At 59.9% G+C, this 19,684-nt stretch carries 22 protein-coding genes; 18 read left to right on the top strand and 4 right to left on the bottom strand.

Annotated features, from left to right (window positions below):
* Positions 1–36 precede the first annotated feature (36 nt).
* From rpsP to rplS, 4 genes are read left to right on the top strand one after another with little or no spacing between them, the layout of a single operon-like run.
* Positions 37–285 carry a 30S ribosomal protein S16 gene (gene rpsP / locus QLG02_RS17270; RefSeq protein WP_005341383.1) on the top strand — a complete coding sequence of 83 codons (249 nt, stop codon included), beginning with the start codon at positions 37–39 and terminating at the stop codon, positions 283–285.
* Positions 286–309: 24 nt separating this feature from the next.
* Positions 310–831 carry a ribosome maturation factor RimM gene (rimM, locus tag QLG02_RS17265; protein WP_011704630.1) on the top strand — a complete coding sequence of 174 codons (522 nt, stop codon included), beginning with the start codon at positions 310–312 and terminating at the stop codon, positions 829–831.
* A 34-nt stretch (positions 832–865) separates the two neighbouring features.
* Positions 866–1,615 (top strand): tRNA (guanosine(37)-N1)-methyltransferase TrmD, encoded by a 750-nt coding sequence (trmD, locus tag QLG02_RS17260; protein WP_011704631.1) that lies wholly within the window; start codon positions 866–868, stop codon positions 1,613–1,615.
* Between the two features lie 32 nt (positions 1,616–1,647).
* Positions 1,648–1,995: a 50S ribosomal protein L19 gene (gene rplS, locus QLG02_RS17255; RefSeq protein WP_005313505.1), complete on the top strand. Its 348-nt coding sequence runs from the start codon at positions 1,648–1,650 to the stop codon at positions 1,993–1,995.
* 103 nt (positions 1,996–2,098) lie between these two features.
* Here the strand turns inward: rplS and QLG02_RS17250 are convergent, their stop codons facing one another.
* Entirely contained in the window at positions 2,099–2,428 is a 330-nt protein-coding gene (locus QLG02_RS17250) for an isoamylase early set domain-containing protein (protein ID WP_011704632.1), read from the bottom strand.
* Positions 2,429–2,510: 82 nt separating this feature from the next.
* Positions 2,511–3,185 carry a DNA mismatch repair endonuclease MutH gene (gene mutH, locus QLG02_RS17245; RefSeq protein WP_236766120.1) on the bottom strand — a complete coding sequence of 225 codons (675 nt, stop codon included), beginning with the start codon at positions 3,183–3,185 and terminating at the stop codon, positions 2,511–2,513.
* A 733-nt stretch (positions 3,186–3,918) separates the two neighbouring features.
* Here mutH and rppH point away from each other — a divergent pair.
* From rppH to QLG02_RS17205, 8 genes are all read left to right on the top strand, one after another.
* Positions 3,919–4,446, top strand: a complete 528-nt coding sequence (rppH, locus tag QLG02_RS17240) for an RNA pyrophosphohydrolase (protein WP_011704634.1) — start codon at positions 3,919–3,921, stop codon at positions 4,444–4,446.
* Between the two features lie 14 nt (positions 4,447–4,460).
* Positions 4,461–6,740, top strand: coding sequence for a phosphoenolpyruvate--protein phosphotransferase (ptsP, locus tag QLG02_RS17235; protein ID WP_024944576.1), 2,280 nt, complete (start codon positions 4,461–4,463; stop codon positions 6,738–6,740).
* 67 nt (positions 6,741–6,807) lie between these two features.
* Positions 6,808–7,632, top strand: a complete 825-nt coding sequence (lgt, locus tag QLG02_RS17230; protein WP_011704636.1) for a prolipoprotein diacylglyceryl transferase — start codon at positions 6,808–6,810, stop codon at positions 7,630–7,632.
* Positions 7,632–8,426: a thymidylate synthase gene (gene thyA, locus QLG02_RS17225; protein WP_139749354.1), complete on the top strand. Its 795-nt coding sequence runs from the start codon at positions 7,632–7,634 to the stop codon at positions 8,424–8,426. Before lgt ends, thyA begins: the two co-directional genes overlap by 1 nt.
* A 226-nt stretch (positions 8,427–8,652) precedes the next feature.
* Complete coding sequence (gene nhaA, locus QLG02_RS17220; RefSeq protein ID WP_024944573.1) at positions 8,653–9,843, top strand: Na+/H+ antiporter NhaA; 1,191 nt, start codon at positions 8,653–8,655, stop codon at positions 9,841–9,843.
* Positions 9,840–10,247, top strand: coding sequence for a hypothetical protein (locus tag QLG02_RS17215; protein WP_219255201.1), 408 nt, complete (start codon positions 9,840–9,842; stop codon positions 10,245–10,247). Before nhaA ends, QLG02_RS17215 begins: the two co-directional genes overlap by 4 nt.
* Positions 10,234–11,166, top strand: a complete 933-nt coding sequence (gene nhaR / locus QLG02_RS17210; RefSeq protein WP_017409027.1) for a transcriptional activator NhaR — start codon at positions 10,234–10,236, stop codon at positions 11,164–11,166. Before QLG02_RS17215 ends, nhaR begins: the two co-directional genes overlap by 14 nt.
* A 49-nt stretch (positions 11,167–11,215) precedes the next feature.
* A complete protein-coding gene (locus QLG02_RS17205; protein ID WP_016349423.1) occupies positions 11,216–11,518 on the top strand; it encodes a metalloregulator ArsR/SmtB family transcription factor in 303 nt (100 codons plus the stop codon).
* A 50-nt stretch (positions 11,519–11,568) separates the two neighbouring features.
* On the opposite strand, the gene rpsT is transcribed toward QLG02_RS17205, so the two are convergent.
* Positions 11,569–11,832, bottom strand: coding sequence for a 30S ribosomal protein S20 (rpsT, locus tag QLG02_RS17200; RefSeq protein ID WP_005308808.1), 264 nt, complete (start codon positions 11,830–11,832; stop codon positions 11,569–11,571).
* A gap of 191 nt (positions 11,833–12,023) precedes the next feature.
* Here rpsT and murJ point away from each other — a divergent pair, with 191 nt between their 5' ends.
* On the top strand, positions 12,024–13,589 hold the full coding sequence (gene murJ / locus QLG02_RS17195) for a murein biosynthesis integral membrane protein MurJ (RefSeq protein WP_016349424.1): 1,566 nt from the start codon (positions 12,024–12,026) through the stop codon (positions 13,587–13,589).
* Positions 13,590–13,628: 39 nt separating this feature from the next.
* Here murJ and QLG02_RS17190 read toward each other — a convergent pair whose 3' ends face one another.
* The gene (locus QLG02_RS17190) at positions 13,629–13,826 is read right to left on the bottom strand and encodes a hypothetical protein (RefSeq protein WP_162183721.1); all 198 of its coding nucleotides are present in this window, start codon (positions 13,824–13,826) and stop codon (positions 13,629–13,631) included.
* On the opposite strand from QLG02_RS17190, the gene ribF reads away from it, so the two are divergent.
* The 5 genes from ribF to ispH are packed head-to-tail and all read left to right on the top strand — an operon-like array spanning position 13,731 to position 19,453.
* A complete protein-coding gene (gene ribF / locus QLG02_RS17185) occupies positions 13,731–14,705 on the top strand; it encodes a bifunctional riboflavin kinase/FAD synthetase (RefSeq protein ID WP_017409028.1) in 975 nt (324 codons plus the stop codon). The two genes, QLG02_RS17190 and ribF, sit on opposite strands and share 96 nt — an antisense overlap.
* Positions 14,705–17,566, top strand: a complete 2,862-nt coding sequence (gene ileS / locus QLG02_RS17180) for an isoleucine--tRNA ligase (protein WP_044799149.1) — start codon at positions 14,705–14,707, stop codon at positions 17,564–17,566. Before ribF ends, ileS begins: the two co-directional genes overlap by 1 nt.
* On the top strand, positions 17,566–18,069 hold the full coding sequence (lspA, locus tag QLG02_RS17175; protein WP_011704644.1) for a signal peptidase II: 504 nt from the start codon (positions 17,566–17,568) through the stop codon (positions 18,067–18,069). The genes ileS and lspA overlap by 1 nt, the downstream gene beginning before the upstream one ends.
* The gene (fkpB, locus tag QLG02_RS17170) at positions 18,066–18,518 is read left to right on the top strand and encodes an FKBP-type peptidyl-prolyl cis-trans isomerase (RefSeq protein WP_011704645.1); all 453 of its coding nucleotides are present in this window, start codon (positions 18,066–18,068) and stop codon (positions 18,516–18,518) included. The genes lspA and fkpB overlap by 4 nt, the downstream gene beginning before the upstream one ends.
* Entirely contained in the window at positions 18,518–19,453 is a 936-nt protein-coding gene (ispH, locus tag QLG02_RS17165; protein ID WP_029301961.1) for a 4-hydroxy-3-methylbut-2-enyl diphosphate reductase, read from the top strand. Before fkpB ends, ispH begins: the two co-directional genes overlap by 1 nt.
* The last annotated feature ends 231 nt before the right edge of the window (positions 19,454–19,684 follow it).

Below are 19,684 nucleotides of genomic sequence, written 5' to 3'. Positions count from 1 at the left end.
TGCGGGCCTTGTTCATTAGATGTTAATGAGGACGATATGGTAACCATTCGTTTACAACGTGGTGGCGCGAAAAAGCGTCCGTTCTACCAGGTAGTAGTTGCTGACAGCCGTAACGCCCGTGACGGTCGTTTCATCGAACGCGTTGGTTTCTTCAACCCGGTTGCTTCTGGTAACGCTGAAAAGCTGAACCTGGACCTGGCTCGTATCGAGCATTGGGTTGGTACTGGTGCCGCTGTTTCTGACCGCGTTGCCAAGCTGATCAAAGACGCTGCCAAAGCTGCTTAATCAGCCAAACGGTAAGGAGTTAAGGTGGAAAAACCTGTAGTTCTGGGCACCCTGGGTACCGTTTACGGCATCAAGGGCTGGCTTAAAGTGAACTCCTTCACCGATGTTGCCGAAGCGATTTTCGATTACAACCCCTGGCTGATCAATCAGAACGGGGTGTGGCGTGAAATTCAGGTTTCATCCTGGAAGCGTCACAACAAGGGTCTGATCTGCAAACTCGATGGTATCGACGTGCGCGAGGATGCCCTGGCATTGACCAATGTCGAGATTGGCGTAGCCGCCGATCTGTTGCCTGCGTTGCCTGAGGGCGAGTTCTACTGGCGTGACCTGATTGGTTGTTCGGTAGTGACCACCAAGGGATACGACTTGGGCAAGGTGACCGAATTGATGGAAACCGGCTCCAACGATGTGTTGGTGGTTGAGGCCAATGTAAAAGATGCCTTTGGTGCGAAGGAGCGGTTGATTCCGTTCCTGGAAGAGCAGGTGATCAAGAACATTGATCTGACTGCTCGAACAATCGAAGTTGATTGGGATCCTGGTTTCTAGTTTCCCGCGCTAACACGGGTGCCGGAGGTTTCTTATGTGGATTGGGGTGATTAGCCTCTTCCCTGAAATGTTCCGAGCCATTACCGAGCACGGGGTAACGGGTCGGGCCGTCAAGAGTGGCCTGCTGCAGATTGAGTGCTGGAACCCCCGGGACTTTACCCACGACAAACACCGTACGGTCGATGATCGTCCTTATGGTGGTGGGCCCGGCATGTTAATGATGGTTCAGCCGCTGCGTGACGCGATTCATGCAGCCAAGCAAGCGGCGGGAGACGGGGCGAAAGTCATCTATCTCTCTCCTCAGGGACGCAAGCTCACTCAAGCGGGCGTGACCGAGTTGGCGACGAATCAGAAACTGATTCTGGTCGCCGGTCGATACGAAGGTATCGATGAACGCGTGATACAAACCGAAGTCGACGAAGAGTGGTCTATCGGGGATTACGTGTTAAGTGGTGGCGAGTTGCCTGCCATGACCCTGATCGATGCGGTTTCGCGTCTGGTCCCTGGGGTTTTGGGCGATCAGGCCAGTGCCGAGCAGGACTCCTTCACGGATGGCCTGCTGGATCATCCCCACTACACTCGGCCGGAGTTGTTGGATGGATTGGCGGTGCCAGAGGCGCTGACAAGCGGCAATCACGAAGTGATTCGGCGCTGGCGGCTCAAGCAATCGCTCGGACGAACCTGGCAGAGAAGGCCGGAACTTATTAACAACCTAGCTCTGACTGACGAGCAAGAATCACTTCTTGCCGAGTATGTCCGCGAAGTGCGTGACAGCGTTAAGTAGAGTTTTCAGTTTATCCTAGGTAAGGAAAGACAATGAGCAAGATTATTCAGCAGCTTGAACAAGAGCAACTGCGTACCGACATCCCGGCTTTTGCCCAGGGCGACACCGTACGTGTTCAAGTTCGTGTTAAAGAAGGTGGTAAAGAGCGTCTGCAGGCTTTCGAAGGCATCGTTATTGCCAAGCGTAACCGCGGTCTGCACTCTGCTTTCACCGTTCGCAAGATCTCCAACGGCGAAGGTGTTGAGCGTGTATTCCAGACTCACTCTCCGCTGATCCACAGTGTAGAACTGAAGCGTCGTGGTGATGTTCGCCGCGCCAAACTGTACTACCTGCGCAACCTGTCCGGCAAAGCTGCTCGTATCAAAGAGAAGCTCAACTAATTCGATTCGAATTGGTGTCGGTATGTCGGCGAAAAGCTCGACAGGTAGTGAAAAGGCTCGCCAATGGCGAGCCTTTTTTGTATCCGCTTTCGGGTGTGTCGGCTCAACCTGGCTGGCTGACCCGCACCACCGAGTTGTCGCGTCCGAAGGGACCGGGCACGTAGTCATCCGCCGCCCAGTCGTTGTCGTAGTGGGTCTCCCCGTTGGGTTGCACCAGCTGGTAGCAATACTCGAAATGAGCGGGACCGTCGGTCGGCAGATTGAGGGTGGTCTTGAACTCACCACTCTTCATCCGCTTGAGCTCGATGGGTTGCCACTGGCTGAACTCCCCCAGTAACAGCACCTGTTCGGCCTCTCCTGCTGCCTCTTTTTCCACGGCAAAGGTCACCTTGACCTCAGGGCGGGACTTGAGAAATTGCTTGTTGATCGGCATGACGCCTCCTTGTCCTGATTGCGAAGAAATAGCTGCTGGCTATTTTTATATCACTTTATGACAAGGATGTTGATAACCAAGATCAAGCGGGCAGGGCAAAGTGGTGCTGCAGCAGCCCGTGGGTAAAGCCTATCTTGAGGTAAAAGCCGCGCGGCAGGGTCATGATCGGCTGGCCGTTGCGGCCGATGGCCCGGGTCAGAGCCTTGTTGTTGGCCGCCTTGGGACGCAGTTGCAGCACCTGGCCGTGGCGGGCGCTGATCTGCTCCACCTCTCCCAGCACTATCATGTCCATCAGCTCTTCCCAGTCCTGGCGCAGCAGCCGCTCCTCCTCTTCATTCGGACTCCACAACAGCGGCATGCCGATCCGGCGCTCACCGATGGGGATCTCGCGGCTGCCCTCCACCGGGATCCAGAGCACGCGGGATAGCTTGTTGCGCACATTGGACTGTTCCCACTGCTGGCCGCTGACACCGATCAGCGGTGCCACGCAGACGAAGGTGGTCTCCAGCGGTTTGCCCTGAGGATCGATGGGGATCGTCTTGAGTTCGATGCCGAGATCCGGGAAGTCCTGTTCGGGCTTGCTGCCGGCGCTGGCCCCCAGCTGCCACTCGATCAGCTGACCAACCCAGCCCTTGTCACGACGCAGATCCGCCGGCACGGCGATGCCGGCCGTGGCGGCCAGCTGGGCCAGCGTGAAGCCCGCCATGGCATAGGCGCGGGCCAGCAATTCCTGCTCGGACTGGGGGTTGGTGGGCATGGGTCACTCCTGCAAAGGGGAATTATTCTAGCAACTCTGATCCTCGCTGAGGATCGCTGTTTTTATAACCGATCCTGGCAGGGGTATGCACAGGGGGGGCTGTTTTGTGAGTAAGTACTTATCATAATGATTTTAAACAAATTTGTCTCTATGCCGTCGGTCATTGACCGGCAGGATCCAGGCTCAAAATAGTTGTCCAAGGGTTTGCTCGCGCTGTTGCACACAGTTATCCACAGAAATCTTGGATAACTGCCGGCAAGTGCTAATAGTTGGCTCATTGTTACAAAAAAATGTGAAACAGCACCGATTTCAACGGCGATTCCAGCGCAGATAGTGTGCCACTCCTGTGGATAAAATAGCCGTGGTGGATCTTTGAACAGTCGAACTTGTTCACAATCGAGATCCCGGATCGCCGGCCGTGAAAGATATGGATCTTGATCCAGCATTGATTGTTTAACGTCATGTATTTAAATACATATTCTGTTTTTATCAACATGGGGTATGCTGTCGCCTGGTTTGGATCAGATAAATGAAACTACTGTATATACCTGCTTGCTCACAGGCTTATGCACAGTCTGGGTGGGCAACTTGGTCCAGTTGATCCTTGGATTTGTTTATAAGTCGGCTTGAAATTGAAAGTTATTCATGAGTGGGGGATCGCAGTCCCTGTTTGCTGCCACGAGGTGAATGTGGAACAATCCCCTTATAGATTCAGCCTTTATAAGGTGATCACGTGATAGATGGCGACGGGTTTCGTCCCAATGTCGGAATCGTGATCTGTAACCGTGACGGACAAGTATTGTGGGCTAAGCGCTATGGGCAGCACTCCTGGCAGTTTCCGCAGGGAGGGGTTGATGATGGTGAGACGCCGGAGCAGGCCATGTATCGTGAGCTGTATGAGGAGATAGGCCTCAAGCCCGAAGATGTGACCATCATGGCCACCAGTCGCAACTGGCTGAAGTACCGCTTGCCCAAACGCCTCGTTCGTTGGGACAGTTCACCGGTCTGTATTGGCCAAAAACAAAAATGGTTCTTGCTGCAGCTGGATCCGGGCAGGGAGTCCAGGATCCAGTTCGGCTGTCATGGTCATCCCGAGTTTGATGACTGGCGTTGGGTCAGCTTCTGGTATCCGGTCCGTCAGGTCGTCTCCTTCAAGCGGGAAGTCTATCGACGGGTAATGAAGGAGTTTGCCCCGCTGGCGATGCCGGTGCCGGCTGTTCAGGTCAACAAGAAGGATGGGCGGCGCAATCGCCCCCGTTAAGGAGCACAGATTAGTTGTTAACGGAACTCAGACGCATCGTCGAAAGCATGGCCGAGGCCAATACCCTCGAGCTGGCCTTGCAGGCACTGGTCAGCCAGACCCGGTTGGCCATGATGGTGGACTGCTGTTCCGTTTATGTCTCAGAACCCGAGATGCGCCGCTACCGGCTGGCAGCGACCGATGGTCTGGCCGAGTCGGCGGTGGGCAAGGCCACCCTGCCGTTCGAGCAGGGCATCGTCGGTCTGGTGGGCCAGCGGGAAGAGCTGATCAACCTGGCCGATGCCCCCTCCCATCCCAGCTTCAAGTTTCTGCCCGATGTGGCCGAAGAGGCGTTTCGCTCCTTCCTCGGCGCCCCTATCATGCATCAGCGTCAGGTGGTGGGCATTCTGGTGGTGCAACAGAAGGAGAGCCGCCTCTTCGATGAGGGGGAAGAGTCCTTCATGGTGACCCTGGCGGCCCAGCTGGCGGCCCGGATTGCCCAGGCCCAGGCCAAGGGCTGGCTGCAGAAGACCGACTGGAGCAAGCCGCTGCGCGGCATTGCCGGTGCCAGCGGCATCGCCATGGCCAAGGCCTGGGTGTGGCGGCCCCGCAAGGAGCTCAACTCCATCACCCCGCGCAAGGATGAGGATCACGCCAGACAGCTGGAGCGGCTGAATGTGGCGGTGGAGGAGGTGCGCCATGATCTGGAGAGCCTGGCACTGCGGTTTCGCGAGAGCTACAGCCAGGACTCGGTCGCCATCTTCGACATCTACCTGCATCTGCTGAACGATCCGGGCTACATCAAGCCCATTCGCAACAAGGTGAGCAAGGAGCACTGGACGGCCGTCTCGGCGGTCAAGCTCATTAGTGACCGGCTGATCGATCAGTTCAAGGGGATGAAGGACCCCTACCTGCAGGAGCGCTCCACCGATGTGAAGGACATCGCCCAGCGGCTCATCAGCCGGCTGGTGCAAAACGAGCCAGAGCATATCGCCATCGGCGAGCCGGTGGTGCTGGTCGCCGACGAGGTGACCGCCACCATCCTAGCCGAAGTCCCCCGCGAGTTTCTGACCGGGGTGGTGTCGCTCAAGGGGGGCACCAACTCCCACGCCGCCATTCTGGCTCGCGCCATGGGGGTGGCGGCCATCATGGGGGTGGATCTGCCGCTCGGCGACATCGGCGGTCGCATGCTGGTGGTCGATGGCTACAGCGGTGATCTCTTCATCGAACCCAATCAGGTGATCCTGACCGAGTACCGCCAGCTGCTGAGCGAGGAGCGGGCGCTCGATACCCTGGTGCGCAGCGTCGACAACCAGCCCTCCGAGACGGCCGACGGCGTGCCTGTCTCCCTGCTGCTCAACGCCGGGCTCAGTGCCGACACCGAAATATCTCTCAATCAGCTGGCGGACGGGGTCGGCCTCTATCGTACCGAAATTCCCTTCATGCTGCAGGACAGCTTCCCCTCCGAGTGGGAGCAGACCGCCCGTTATCGCGGCATTCTGGAGACCTATCGCAACCGGCCGGTCTGCATGCGCACCCTGGATGTAGGCGGCGACAAGCAGCTGCCCTATTTCCCCATCGTCGAGGAAAATCCCTTCCTTGGCTGGCGGGGGATCCGGCTCACCCTGGATCACCCCGAACTGTTCCTGGTGCAGCTCAAGGCGATGCTGCGAGCCAGCGAAGGGCTGGACAATCTGGCCATCATGCTGCCGATGATCAGCAGCGTCAGCGAAATCAAGGCCTCCCGCCGCCTGCTGGATCAGGCCTGGCGAGAAGTGTCGGAAGAGGCGGCCAGCCGGGAGGCGGTGATCCGCTACCCGAGCCTGGGGGTGATGATCGAGGTGCCTTCCGCCCTCTACATCCTGCCCGAAATGGCGCCGCTCATCGATTTCTGGTCGGTGGGCAGCAACGATCTGACCCAGTACCTGCTGGCGGTGGATCGCAACAACGCCAGGGTCGCCAACATCTACGATGCCTTCCATCCGGCGGTGATCCGCGCCCTGCAACTGCTGGTCGATGCCTCTCATCGTTACCAGAAGCCGGTGTCGGTGTGTGGCGAGCTGGCCGGTGATCCGGTCGGGGTGCTGCTGCTGCTGGCCATGGGCTATCGCCGCTTCAGCATGAACACGCACAACATCGCCCGCATCAAGTACGTGCTGCGCCAGTCCACCCTGAGCGAACTGACGGTGCTGCTGACGGATGGCCTCAAGCACGACAACCCGCACGTGCTGCGCGGCCTGTTTGCCCGCTATCTGGAAGAGCACGGCCTGGGCGGTTTGCTGCGCGCCGGTCACAAAACGAAACAGACTGATTGATAATCATGCCTTGTCCCTGCTGACGAATGATCGGAAAATGCGGCTTTTCTTATGACTGGGGCCGCATATGCAGCACGATGGATATTGGGTTTTCTCGCAGATTGATCCCGTAGCATTCAGTTTGGGACCACTATCGGTACGCTGGTATGGTCTCATGTACCTGTTTGGTTTCGCCTTTGCCATGTGGCTGGCGGGGCGCCGCGCGGATGCGCCGAACAGTGGCTGGACCCGCAACGAGGTCTCCGACCTGCTGTTTTACGGCTTCCTCGGGGTGATCCTGGGTGGCCGGGTCGGTTACGTGCTGTTCTACAACTTCGACATGTTCCTGGCCGATCCTCTCTACCTGTTCAAGATCTGGACCGGTGGCATGTCGTTCCACGGCGGCCTGATCGGGGTCATCACCGCCATGGTCTGGTTTGCCCACAAGACCAATCGCCACTTCTTCACCGTGGCTGACTTCGTGGCACCGCTCATTCCGTTCGGCCTCGGCGTCGGTCGCATCGGCAACTTCCTCAACGGCGAGCTGTGGGGCCGGGTCACCGATGTGCCCTGGGCCATCATCTTCCCGGAGGCGGGCCCCGAGCCACGTCACCCGTCCCAGCTCTATCAGTTCGCGCTGGAAGGGGTGGTACTGTTCATCATCCTCAACCTGTTCTGGCGCAAAAACCCGCCCCGGGGCGCCATCTCCGGCATGTTCCTGCTGTTCTACGGCCTGTTCCGCTTCCTGGTGGAATTCGTGCGCCAGCCGGACAGCCAGCTCGGTCTCTACTTCCAGGAGATCAGCATGGGCCAGATCCTCTCCACCCCGATGATCATCATCGGTGCCCTGATGATCTGGGTTGCCTACAAGCGGCCGCAGCTGTTCGGTAACAGTGTCAAGGAGGCAAAGTAATGCGAGCCTATCTCGACCTGATGCAGAAGATCCTCGATGAAGGGACCGTCAAATCCGACCGTACCGGTACCGGCACCGTCTCCCTGTTCGGCCATCAGATGCGCTTCAATCTGGCGGAAGGCTTCCCGCTGGTCACCACCAAGAAGTGCCACCTGCGCTCCATCATTCACGAGCTGCTGTGGTTCCTCAATGGCGATACCAACACCGCCTACCTGAAAGAGCACGGCGTCAGCATCTGGGACGAGTGGGCCGACGAGAACGGCGATCTTGGGCCGGTGTATGGCGCCCAGTGGCGCTCCTGGCCGGCGGCTGACGGGTCTGTCATCGATCAGATCCAGAAGGCGGTGGACGACATCAAGCACAATCCGGATTCGCGCCGCATCATCGTCTCCGCCTGGAACGTGGGCGAGCTGGACAAGATGGCGCTGGCTCCCTGCCACGCCTTCTTCCAGTTCTACGTGGCCGACGGCAAGCTCTCCTGCCAGCTCTACCAGCGCAGCTGTGACGTGTTCCTCGGCCTGCCGTTCAACATCGCCAGCTACGCCCTGCTGACCCACATGATGGCCCAGCAGTGTGACCTGGAAGTGGGCGACTTCGTCTGGACCGGCGGTGATGTGCACCTCTACTCCAACCACATGGAGCAGACCGCACTGCAGCTCTCCCGCGAGCCGCGCCCGCTGCCGACCCTGGTGATCAAGCGCAAGCCGGACTCCATCTTCGAGTACAGGTTCGAGGATTTCGAGATAGAGGGTTACGACCCCCATCCCGGCATCAAGGCGCCCGTCGCCATCTGATGTGAAAGGCGCCTATGAGGCGCCTTTTTTATGCATAAAAGCCACGGGGTATTCACTCCGATGACTGAGCTTCGAGTGATATCCGGGTGGGAGAAAACCTGCTTATAGCAGACATGTTTGATTTTGCTTTCGGTTTTCTCGTTGTATTTCGCAGTAAGAAACGATTTTCCATTAATTGTTATGGGATATAGACTCAAAACAAAGTAATACTGTGGATAATTTAACCATGAGCGACGTAATCAAAAAGTTCCTCAAGCTGGAGGCCGCCTCCGGAATAATTCTGATCATGGCGGCCATGCTGGCGATGATCCTGGCCAACAGCGGCCTGGCCGGCAGCTATCAGGCCTTCCTCGATACCCAGGTGCAGGTGCGCATCGCCGCCCTCGACATCAACAAGCCGCTGCTGCTCTGGATCAACGATGGCTTCATGGCCGTCTTCTTCCTGCTGGTCGGCCTCGAGGTGAAGCGCGAGATGCTGGAAGGGGCCCTCTCTTCCCGGGTGCAGGCCACCTTCCCGGCCATCGCCGCGGTGGGCGGCATGCTGGCGCCCGCGCTCATCTATGCCTTCTTTAACTACTCGGATGAAGTGGCGCGCGCCGGCTGGGCCATTCCCGCCGCCACCGACATTGCCTTCGCCCTCGGGGTGATGGCGCTGCTGGGCAAGCGGGTGCCGGTGAGCCTCAAGGTGTTCCTGCTGGCGCTGGCCATCATGGATGACCTGGGCGTGATCATCATCATCGCGCTGTTCTACACCCAGCAGCTGTCGCTGACGGCGCTGGCGATCGGCATCCTGGCGACCCTGACCCTGCTGTGGATGAACCGCCGCGGCGAGGATCGGATCAGCCTCTACATGCTGGTGGGGCTGGTGCTCTGGGTGGCGGTGCTGAAATCGGGCGTCCATGCGACCCTGGCCGGGGTCATCGTGGGCTTCATGATCCCGCTCAACGGCAAGCGTTATGCCTCGCCACTCAAGCAGCTGGAGCATGCCCTGCACCCCTGGAGTGCCTACCTGATCCTGCCGCTGTTCGCCTTTGCCAATGCCGGGGTATCGCTGGAGGGGATCGGTCTCTCCGCCCTGCTGAGCCCGGTGCCGCTCGGCATCATGCTGGGGCTGTTCATCGGCAAGCCGCTCGGGGTGTTCACCATCAGCTGGCTGGCGGTGAAGCTCGGCATTGCCCAATTGCCCAACGGGGTCAACTTCAAACAGATCTTTGCGGTCAGCATCCTGTGCGGCATCGGCTTTACCATGTCGATGTTCATCGCCTCGCTGGCCTTCGAGCACGGCGGGTTGGATTACGGCAGCTATTCGCGCCTCGGGATCCTGGTGGGATCGACCCTGGCGGCGATCGTCGGTTATCTCGCCCTGCGCATGGCGCTCCCGAACCGGGAGGCCGACCAAAGCACGGAGGGATTATGAAAAGACTAGGATGGCTGGCCTTGCTGGTGCTGAGCCAGACGGCCTGGGCCGGCAGTCTGCAGGATTGCCAGCAGGATGCGGCCTCGGCCGGCTGCTCGGCCTACCTCAACGGGGTGGTCGACAGCGCCCTGATGCTGGGGGACAAGCAGGCCAAGGCCCAGTTTGGCGAGACCTTCGCCGAGCGGGCGCTGAGCAGCCGGGCCGGCGAGCGGGTCAAACAGTCCAACAAGCGTTACTGCGGGGAGCGGATGCCGGATCCGGCCCGCCTCAAGGCCCATCTGCAGGCGCAGTTCGACGCGAACAAGGTTGACTCGATCAGCGACATGTATGACATTCTGGCGGCTGAACTCAGTTGCTACCGGAGTCCGCGCAGCGCGGGAACCCCATCGGATGTCACACCTTAACTACAATCATCTTTACTATTTTTGGATGACTCAGAAGAAGGGCTCCGTCACGCAAGCGGCGGAAGCCCTCTTCTTGACGCCGCAGACCGTCACCGGCCAGATCAAGCTGCTGGAGCAGCGCCTGGGCGGCAAGCTGCTGATGCGCAAAGGGCGCTCCCTCGAGGCGACCGAGCTGGGTCAGCTGGTGTTTCGCTATGCCGACAAGATGTTCAGCCTCTCCTACGAGATGCTGGATATCGTCAACTACCGCAAGGAGAGCCAGATCCTGTTCGACGTCGGCATCGCCGATGCGCTCTCCAAACGCCTTGCCAGCCGTGTACTGCTCTCCGTCATCCCCAACGACGGTTCCATCCACCTGCGCTGCTTCGAATCGACCCACGAGTTGCTGCTGGAACAGCTGAGCGAGCACAAGCTCGACATGATCCTCTCCGACTGCCCGGTGGACTCCAGCCAGCACGCCGGTCTGCTCTCCAAGCGGCTCGGTGGCTGCGGGGTCAGCTTCTTCTGCAAGGCGCCACTGCCGTCGCTGCCTTTTCCGGCCTGTCTGGAGGAGCGCAAGCTGCTGATCCCGGGTAGGCGCACCGCCATGGGCCGCCAGCTGACCCAGTGGTTCGAGCAGCAGGGGGTATCGCCCAGCATCCTCGGTGAGTTTGACGATGCGGCCCTGATGAAGGCGTTCGGCTTCTTCAACCAGGGTATCTTCATGGCGCCCACCATCTATCGGGAGGAGATCCTGGAGGGGGAGGAAGTGATGCTGCTGGGAGAGACCCAGGATCTGATGGAGGAGTACTACGTCATCTTCGCCGAACGGATGATCCAGCATCCGGCGGTAAAACGGGTATGCGAGAGCGATTTCTCCTTTCTGTTTGCCGGTCAGGAGGATTTCACCACGATTCAACCGGCAACCCTGTCATTTTAAATCGACGGGCCACAGAGTATGATTCTTGCCTCGAACGAGAGGGAATGAGATGCAACTGGAAGAGATGGAGGCAAATGCAAGCCGGGCGGTCGCTCTGCTCAAGGCGCTGGCCAACGAGCGGCGCTTGTTTATCCTGTGTCAGCTGCTGGAGCGGGAGCTGTCGGTGGGCGAGCTCAACGAACGGCTGGGTTTGAGCCAGTCGGCGTTGTCACAGCATCTGGCTGTGTTGCGGCGGGATGAACTGGTGGAGACGCGCAAGGAGGCCCAGACGGTCTACTATTCGCTGCGCAGCCACGAGGTGCGCGAGATGATAGGATTGCTGCACAAGTTGTACTGCAGCGAACAGAAATAAAAAACCGGCACGAAGGCCGGTTTTTTTAGCTTTGTTCAGCAGATGCTGAATTAAGCCATAGCTTTGATCTGGGCAGACAGGCGGCTCTTGTGACGAGCAGCTTTGTTCTTGTGGATCAGGCCTTTGGTCGCCATACGATCCATGATCGGCTGAGCAACAGCGAAAGCGGCAGTCGCGGCAGCCTTGTCGCCGGAGGCGATGGCAGCGATGACTTTCTTCAGGTAGGTACGGGTCATGGAACGACGGCTAGCGTTGTGCTGACGACGTTTCTCTGACTGAAGAGCGCGCTTCTTAGCAGATTTGATGTTAGCCAAGGTAAAACTCCTAAAACTGTCTTAGCGAGTGTATTGAAAAGGCCCGGAAATATGCCTTCTCAACCACATATTGTCAAATGATTTGTGCAAATAAACACCGCCCCCCGGTGGTGTGTCAGATGGGAGACGGTTAAACTGTCGGCCGATTCTAACAGCATTCTTTTCTTTCCGACAGTTCCAGAGGCCTCGTCTTGAGTAAGAAATTGATCAAATCCGGCATGATAGTGTCCGGAATGACGTTGGCGTCCCGCGTGATGGGCTTGGTGCGCGATGTGGTCATCGCAAATCTGCTCGGTGCCGGGGTGGCCGCAGACGTCTTCTTCTTTGCCAACCGCATTCCCAACTTTCTGCGTCGCCTGTTCGCCGAAGGTGCCTTCAACCAGGCCTTTGTTCCCGTGATGACGGAGTACAAGAAAAAGGGCGACGAGAGCGAAGTGCGCGAGTTGCTGGCCGCAGTGGCGGGCACTCTCGGGGGGATCGTCACCGTGGTCACCCTGCTCGGGGTGTTGGGCTCCGGGGTACTGACCGCCCTGTTCGGCTGGGGCTGGTTCTGGGACTGGTTGCACGGCGGGCCGGCGGCCGAGAAGTTCGAGATGGCGAGCCTGATGCTCAAGATCACCTTCCCCTATCTCTGGTTCATCACCTTTACCGCCATGGCGGGGGCCATCCTCAATACCTTCGGCCGCTTCGGGGTCTCCTCCTTCACGCCGATCTTTCTCAACATCACCATGATCGCCGCCGCCTGGTGGATTTCGCCCTGGCTCGACGACCCCGAGCTGGCGTTGGCCATCGGTGTCTTCCTCGGCGGTCTGGTGCAGTTCCTGTTCCAGTTTCCGTTCCTGCGCCAGATCAACATGCTGGTGTGGCCCAAGTGGGGTTGGCACCATCCGGGGGTGGTGAAGATCCGCACCCTGATGATCCCGGCGCTGTTCGGGGTGTCGGTCAGCCAGATCAACCTGCTGGTCAACACCATGCTCGCCTCCTTCCTCGCGACCGGCGCCATCAGCTATCTCTATTACTCGGACCGACTGCTGGAGTTCCCGCTCGGCATGTTCGGTGTCGCCATCAGCACCGTGATCCTGCCGGCGCTGGCCAAAAAACACGTGGATGCCGATCCGGCCGACTTCTCCCGCACCATGGACTGGGGGGTGCGGATGGTGATGCTGCTCGGCCTGCCGGCCATGGTGGGCATCGCCGTGTTGCGCGAACCCATTCTGCGGGTGCTGTTCATGCGCGGTGAGTTCGGGTTGCACGAGGTGAGCATGTCCAGCGCCAGCCTGCTGGCATCCACCACGGGCCTGCTGTCGCTGATGCTGATCAAGGTGCTGGCCCCCGGCTACTACGCCCGCCAGGATACCCGCACTCCGGTGCGGATCGGGATGATGTCGATGGCGGCCAACATGGCCTGCAACCTCATCTTCATCTATCCGCTCGGTTACGTGGGGCTGGCGCTGTCGACTGCCTGCTCTGGCACGCTGAACGCGGCCCTGCTGTTCAAGGGGCTCCATCAGCAGAACGTCTACCGGCCCTCCCGCCACACCGGGGTATTTTGCCTCAAGCTGCTGACCGCAAGTCTGCTGATGGGGGGCGTGCTCCTTTACCTCTCGCCAGATCTGGCCCAATGGGGCGCCTGGCACATGAGCAAGGCGAGCATGCAGTTGACCATGCTGCTGGTGCTGGGGGGCGCCATCTATGCTGGTGTCCTGCTGGCGCTGGGCATTCGGCCAAAAGATCTGAGAGCGGGGCGGGATGACTGAGTCGGCGCGCCATGGCGGAAGTCCCGCTTGAGCCTGCAATCAGGGCGGGATGGCTGAAATCGGGTCAGCAACAGGGCTGACCCAGAGTGCCGCCTGATATATAATCCGGCGATTTTCATAGCAGCGACGCACAAGGCATTGATGGAGCTTATCCGCGGTATTCACAATATCAAGCCCCGTCACCGGGGGTGTGTATTGACCATTGGCAACTTTGATGGGGTTCATCAGGGTCATCATGCCGTGCTGTCTCGCCTGCAGGAAAAAGCAGCCCAGCTGGGCTTGCCGGCCTGCGTCATGCTGTTTGAACCGCAGCCGCTGGAGCTTTTTGCCGGGGCTGCGGCGCCGGCTCGCCTCAGCCGCCTGCGGGAGAAGTATGAAGCGCTCAAGGGGATGCAGATCGATCGCATGCTCTGCGTGCGTTTCAACCATCGCTTCGCCGAGCAGTCTGCCACCACCTTCATCGAGCAACTGCTGGTGGAGAAACTCGGCGTGCACTATCTGGTGGTGGGCGACGATTTTCGTTTCGGCAAGGGGCGGGAAGGGGACTTCCACCTGCTGGAAGAGGCTGGCCGGCGCTTCGGTTTCGAGGTGATCAGTACCCAGAGCTTCCAGTTGTCCCGCCAGCGGGTCAGCAGCACCTTGGTGCGCGAGGCCCTCGCGGCTGGCCGCATGGCGGAGGTGGAGCTGATGCTCGGCCGTCCCTATACCATCAGCGGCCGGGTGGCCCACGGCGACAAGCTGGGCCGCACCATAGGTTTTCCCACCGCCAATCTGGCCCTCAAGCGCCAGGTGATCCCGGTCGGTGGCGTGTTCGCGGTGGAAGTGTTATGTTCCGGCAAGACCTTCCCCGGTGTCGCCAATGTGGGTGTACGGCCGACCTTGAGCGGTACACAAGCCAGATTGGAAGTACATCTATTTGATTTTTCTGGCGACCTATATGGTCAACAGGTCAAGGTGCTGCTTCGCCACAAGCTGCGCGAAGAGCAGAAGTTTGCCTCTTTCACCGCCTTGAAAGAGCAGATCGAACGAGATGCCCTGGCGGCCCGAGCCTGGTTCGGGCTGCCACTACTCCATTTACCCAGCACTCTTTTAGAAAAGAAGGGAACCCAGGACTGATGAGCGACTATAAACACACCCTGAATCTTCCGGAAACCGAGTTTCCGATGCGTGGCGATCTGGCCAAGCGCGAACCCAACATGCTGAAACGTTGGTACGATCAGGATCTTTACGGCGCCATTCGCCGCGCCAAAGCGGGCAAGCCTTCGTTCATTCTGCACGATGGCCCCCCCTATGCGAACGGCAGCATTCACATCGGTCACTCGGTCAACAAGATCCTCAAAGACATCATCATCAAGTCCAAGGGCCTCTCCGGTTTCGACTCCCCCTACGTGCCGGGCTGGGATTGCCACGGTCTGCCCATCGAACTGAAAGTGGAAGGCATGGTCGGCAAGCCGGGCGAGAAGGTTTCCGCCGCCGAGTTCCGCGCCGAGTGCCGCAAGTACGCCAAGACCCAGATCGAAGCGCAGAAGACCGACTTCATCCGGCTGGGCGTGCTGGGTGACTGGGAACACCCCTACCTGACCATGGATTTCGGCACCGAAGCCAACATCATCCGCTCCATGGCCAAGATCGTTGAAAACGGCCACCTGCACAAAGGCTCCAAGCCGGTGCACTGGTGTACCGATTGTGGCTCCGCGCTGGCCGAAGCCGAAGTGGAATACTACGACAAGAACTCCCCCTCCATCGATGTGCGCTTCAAGGCCGTCGACGAGGCGGGTGTTGCCGCCAAGTTTGACTGCGCCGAAGGCCATACCGGCAAGGGCCCGATCTCTGCCGTGATCTGGACCACCACCCCCTGGACTCTGCCCGCCAACCGCGGCATCGCCATGCACGCCGATCTGGACTATGCGCTGGTGCAGGTGGAAGGGGAGCATCCCGAGCGTCTGATCCTGGCCGCCGAGCTGGTCAAGGACGTGATGGACCGCGCCGGTATCGAGCAGTTCCACAATCTGGGCTACGCCAAGGGCGCAGCACTCGAGCTGCTGCGCTTCAACCACCCCTTCTACAGCTTCGACGTACCGGTGGTGCTGGGTGACCACGTCACTCTGGATGCCGGTACCGGCGCGGTACACACCGCCCCTGGCCACGGTCAGGAAGACTTTGTGGTCGGTCAGAAGTACGGTCTGGAAGTGGCCAACCCGGTTGGCAGCAACGGCGTTTACTTGCCGGATACCGAACTGTTTGCCGGCCAGCACGTGTTCAAGGCCAACGCCTCCGTGGTCGAGGTGCTGACCGAGCGCGGCGCCCTGCTGCACCACAAGGTGTTCAACCACTCTTACCCGCACTGCTGGCGTCACAAGACCCCGATCATCTTCCGTGCCACCCCGCAGTGGTTCATCAGCATGGAGCAGAAGGGTCTGCGCAAACGCGCGCTGGAAGAGATCGAGCGCATCGAGCAAGACGGCATCAAACAGCACGGCCAGAGCGGCTGGGTGCCGGCCTGGGGTAAAAACCGCATCCAGGCGATGGTCGAGAACCGTCCTGACTGGTGTATCTCCCGTCAGCGTACCTGGGGCGTGCCCATCTCCCTGTTCGTCCACAAGGAGACCCAGGAGCTGCACCCGGAATCCGTGCGCCTGATGCACGAAGTGGCCAAGCGGGTCGAGCAGTCCGGCATCCAGGCCTGGTGGGATCTGGACAAGGCCGAGCTGCTGGGCAGCGACGCCGACCTGTACGACAAGGTGCCTGACACCCTGGACGTCTGGTTTGACTCAGGTTCGACTCACTCCTCCGTGGTCGACGCCCGTCCCGAGTTCAACGGCAACCCGGCCGACATGTATCTGGAAGGCTCTGACCAGCACCGCGGCTGGTTCATGTCCTCCCTGATGATCGGCGTGGCGATGAAAGACAAGGCTCCCTACAACCAGGTGCTGACTCACGGCTTCACCGTGGATGGCCAGGGTCGCAAGATGTCCAAGTCCATCGGCAACGTGGTGAGCCCGCAGGACGTGATGAACAAGCTGGGTGCCGACATCCTGCGTCTGTGGGTCGCCAGCACCGACTACACCGGCGAGATGACCGTCTCCGACGAGATCCTCAAACGCTCTGCCGACGCCTATCGCCGCATCCGCAACACCGCCCGTTTCCTCTTGGCCAACTTGAACGGCTTCAATCCGGCGACCGACATGGTGGCACCTGCCGACATGGTGGTGGTGGATCGCTGGGCCGTGGGCCGTGCCAAAGCGGTACAGGCCGAGATCATGGCGGCGTTCGACGAGTACAACTTCCACGGTGTGACCCAGAAGCTGATGCAGTTCTGCTCCATCGAGATGGGCTCCTTCTATCTGGACGTCATCAAGGACCGTCAGTACACCGCCAAGGCTGACAGCCTGGCCCGTCGCTCCTGCCAGACCGCCCTCTATCACATCGCCGAAGCCATGGTGCGCTGGATGGCGCCGATCATGAGCTTCACCGCCGACGAGATCTGGGCGCTGCTGCCGGGTGAGCGCGGTGAGTTCGTGTTCACCGAGGAGTGGTACGACGGCCTGTTCGGGCTGGAAGCGGGTGAAACCCTCAACGACGATTTCTGGGCCGAGATCCTGACCGTGCGCGGTGAAGTGAACAAGGCGCTGGAAGTGGCCCGTGGCGAGAAGCGCATCGGTGGTTCCCTGCAGGCCGAGCTGACTCTGTTCGCCAAGCCGGCACTGGCTGCGCGTCTGAACGCCCTGGCCGATGAGCTGCGCTTCGTGCTGCTCACCTCCAAGGCCAAGGTTGTCAGCGTCGATGCCGCCCCGGCAGACGCCGTGGCGACCGAGCGCGATGACCTGTGGCTGAGTGTGGCCCAGTCTGCTGCCGCCAAGTGCGACCGCTGCTGGCACCATGTGGAAGACGTGGGCACCATCGCTGGTCACGAAGAGATCTGTGGCCGCTGCGTCACCAACGTCGAGGGTGACGGCGAAACTCGTCAATTTGCCTGATGAACATGACTCACCATAAAAGCGGCCTGCGTTGGCTGTGGCTGGCAGTGCTGGCCTTTGTACTGGACCAGGCGAGCAAGCTCGCCGTGGTCAAGCTGCTGCCATTTGGCTACCCGGGGGTGGAGATCACCCCCTTCTTCAACCTGGTCCATGTCTACAACAAGGGGGCGGCTTTCAGCTTCCTGGCCGATCAGGGCGGCTGGCAGCGCTGGTTCTTCGCGGTGCTGGCGTTTGCCATCTGTGGCTTGCTGATCCACTGGCTGCGCAAGCAGTCCGTCGCTCAGCGCTGGAGCGGCATCGCCTACTCGCTGATCATCGGCGGGGCGCTCGGCAACGTGTTTGACCGGCTGGTGCTGGGTCACGTGGTCGACTTCCTCGATTTCTACTGGCAGCGCGCCCACTGGCCGGCGTTCAACCTGGCGGACAGTTTCATCTTCATCGGCGCCGCCATGATAGTGCTGGACGGTTTTCGCAGTGAGAAGAAGAAGGATGTGACGCCATGAGCCAGCCGATTGCGGCAGACAGCAGCGTGCTGTTTCACTTCGCCATCAAGCTGGAAGATGGTTCGGTGGCTGACAGCACTGCGCTGCAAGGCAAGCCTGCCCGCCTGCGGATGGGCGATGGCAGCCTGACCTCCAGTTTCGAGCAGTGCCTGCTGGGGCTGCGCGAAGGGGAGAGCAAGAGCTTCACGCTGGCACCGGAAGAGGCCTTTGGCCTCTCCAATCCCGACAACATCTATCATCTGGACCGCGCCAAGTTCGGTGCCGATGTAGAACCCAAGGTCGGCACCATCATCCTGTTCGACCAGCCCAACGGCAGCGAGCTGCCGGGTATCATCCGGGCGGTGGCAGGCATGTCGGTGACGGTCGATTTCAACCATCCCCTGGCCGGTCACACCGTCACGTTCGAGGTGGAGATCCTGGGGGTTGATGACGAGGAAGCGGTTCACTGATGAATATTCTTCTGGCCAATCCCCGTGGTTTCTGTGCCGGTGTCGACCGGGCGATCAGCATCGTCGAGAGCGCGCTGGAGAAGTTCGGCGCCCCCATCTATGTCCGTCACGAGGTGGTGCACAACCGCTATGTGGTGAACAAGCTCAAGGAGGCGGGCGCCGTCTTCGTCGAAGAGCTGGATGAGGTGCCGGATGACAGCATCGTCATCTTCTCCGCCCACGGCGTCTCCAAGGCGGTGCGCGAGATGGCCAAGTCCCGCGCCCTCAAGGTGTTCGATGCCACTTGCCCGCTGGTGACCAAGGTGCACATGGAGGTCCATCGCGCCAGTCGCAAGGGCTCCGAGGCCGTGCTCATCGGTCATGCCGGTCACCCCGAGGTGATCGGCACCATGGGTCAGTACGAGAATCGCGAGGGGGGCATGTATCTGGTGGAGACGCCGGAAGACGTGGCCAAGCTCAAGGTGAAGAACCCGGACGACCTCTGCTTCGTCACCCAGACCACCCTCAGCGTGGACGAGACTTCGGACGTCATCGATGCCTTGCGTGTCCACTTCCCCAAGATCCAGGGGCCGCGCAAGGACGACATCTGCTACGCCACCCAGAACCGGCAGGACGCGGTGCGGGAGATGGCGGGGCTGGTGGACGCCATGCTGGTGGTGGGGTCGCGCAACTCCTCCAACTCCAACCGCTTGCGGGAGCTGGCCGAGAAGGTGGGGGCCAAAGCCTACCTCATCGACGACGCCTCCATGATCGAGGCGGACTGGCTGGCGGGAGTAGAGGCGATCGGCGTCACCGCCGGTGCTTCCGCCCCCGAGGTGCTGGTGCAGTCGGTCATCACACGCCTGCGCGAGCTGGGCGGCAAGGTGGTGGCCGAGCATCCCGGTCGTGAAGAGAACGTGGTGTTTGAGGTGCCGCCGGAGCTGCGTATCCTTTGAGTCAGCCATCCCGTGCGGGATAGTGCCATGAGTGCCTGAGCCACCTCCTGCGAGGTGGCTTTTTCATGGGCGATTCTTATGACTCTTGTTGCCCGGTTTGTGGCGAGATTGCAGCGAAATTTGATGATGTATGTCCAAGATCTGAGTAGATTGAATTGCAAGCGAAGGTCTGCGGTCTAGACTGCTGATGATCTTCTCATCTGGCTTGATGGCACATGGATATGCGAACGA

The sequence above is a fragment of the Aeromonas sp. V90_14 genome, from assembly GCF_029967615.1.
GTDB classification, from domain to species: domain Bacteria; phylum Pseudomonadota; class Gammaproteobacteria; order Enterobacterales; family Aeromonadaceae; genus Aeromonas; species Aeromonas hydrophila.
The sequence above is the reverse complement of the archived record's forward strand: the minus strand, read 5'-3'. Positions and strand labels throughout refer to the sequence as shown.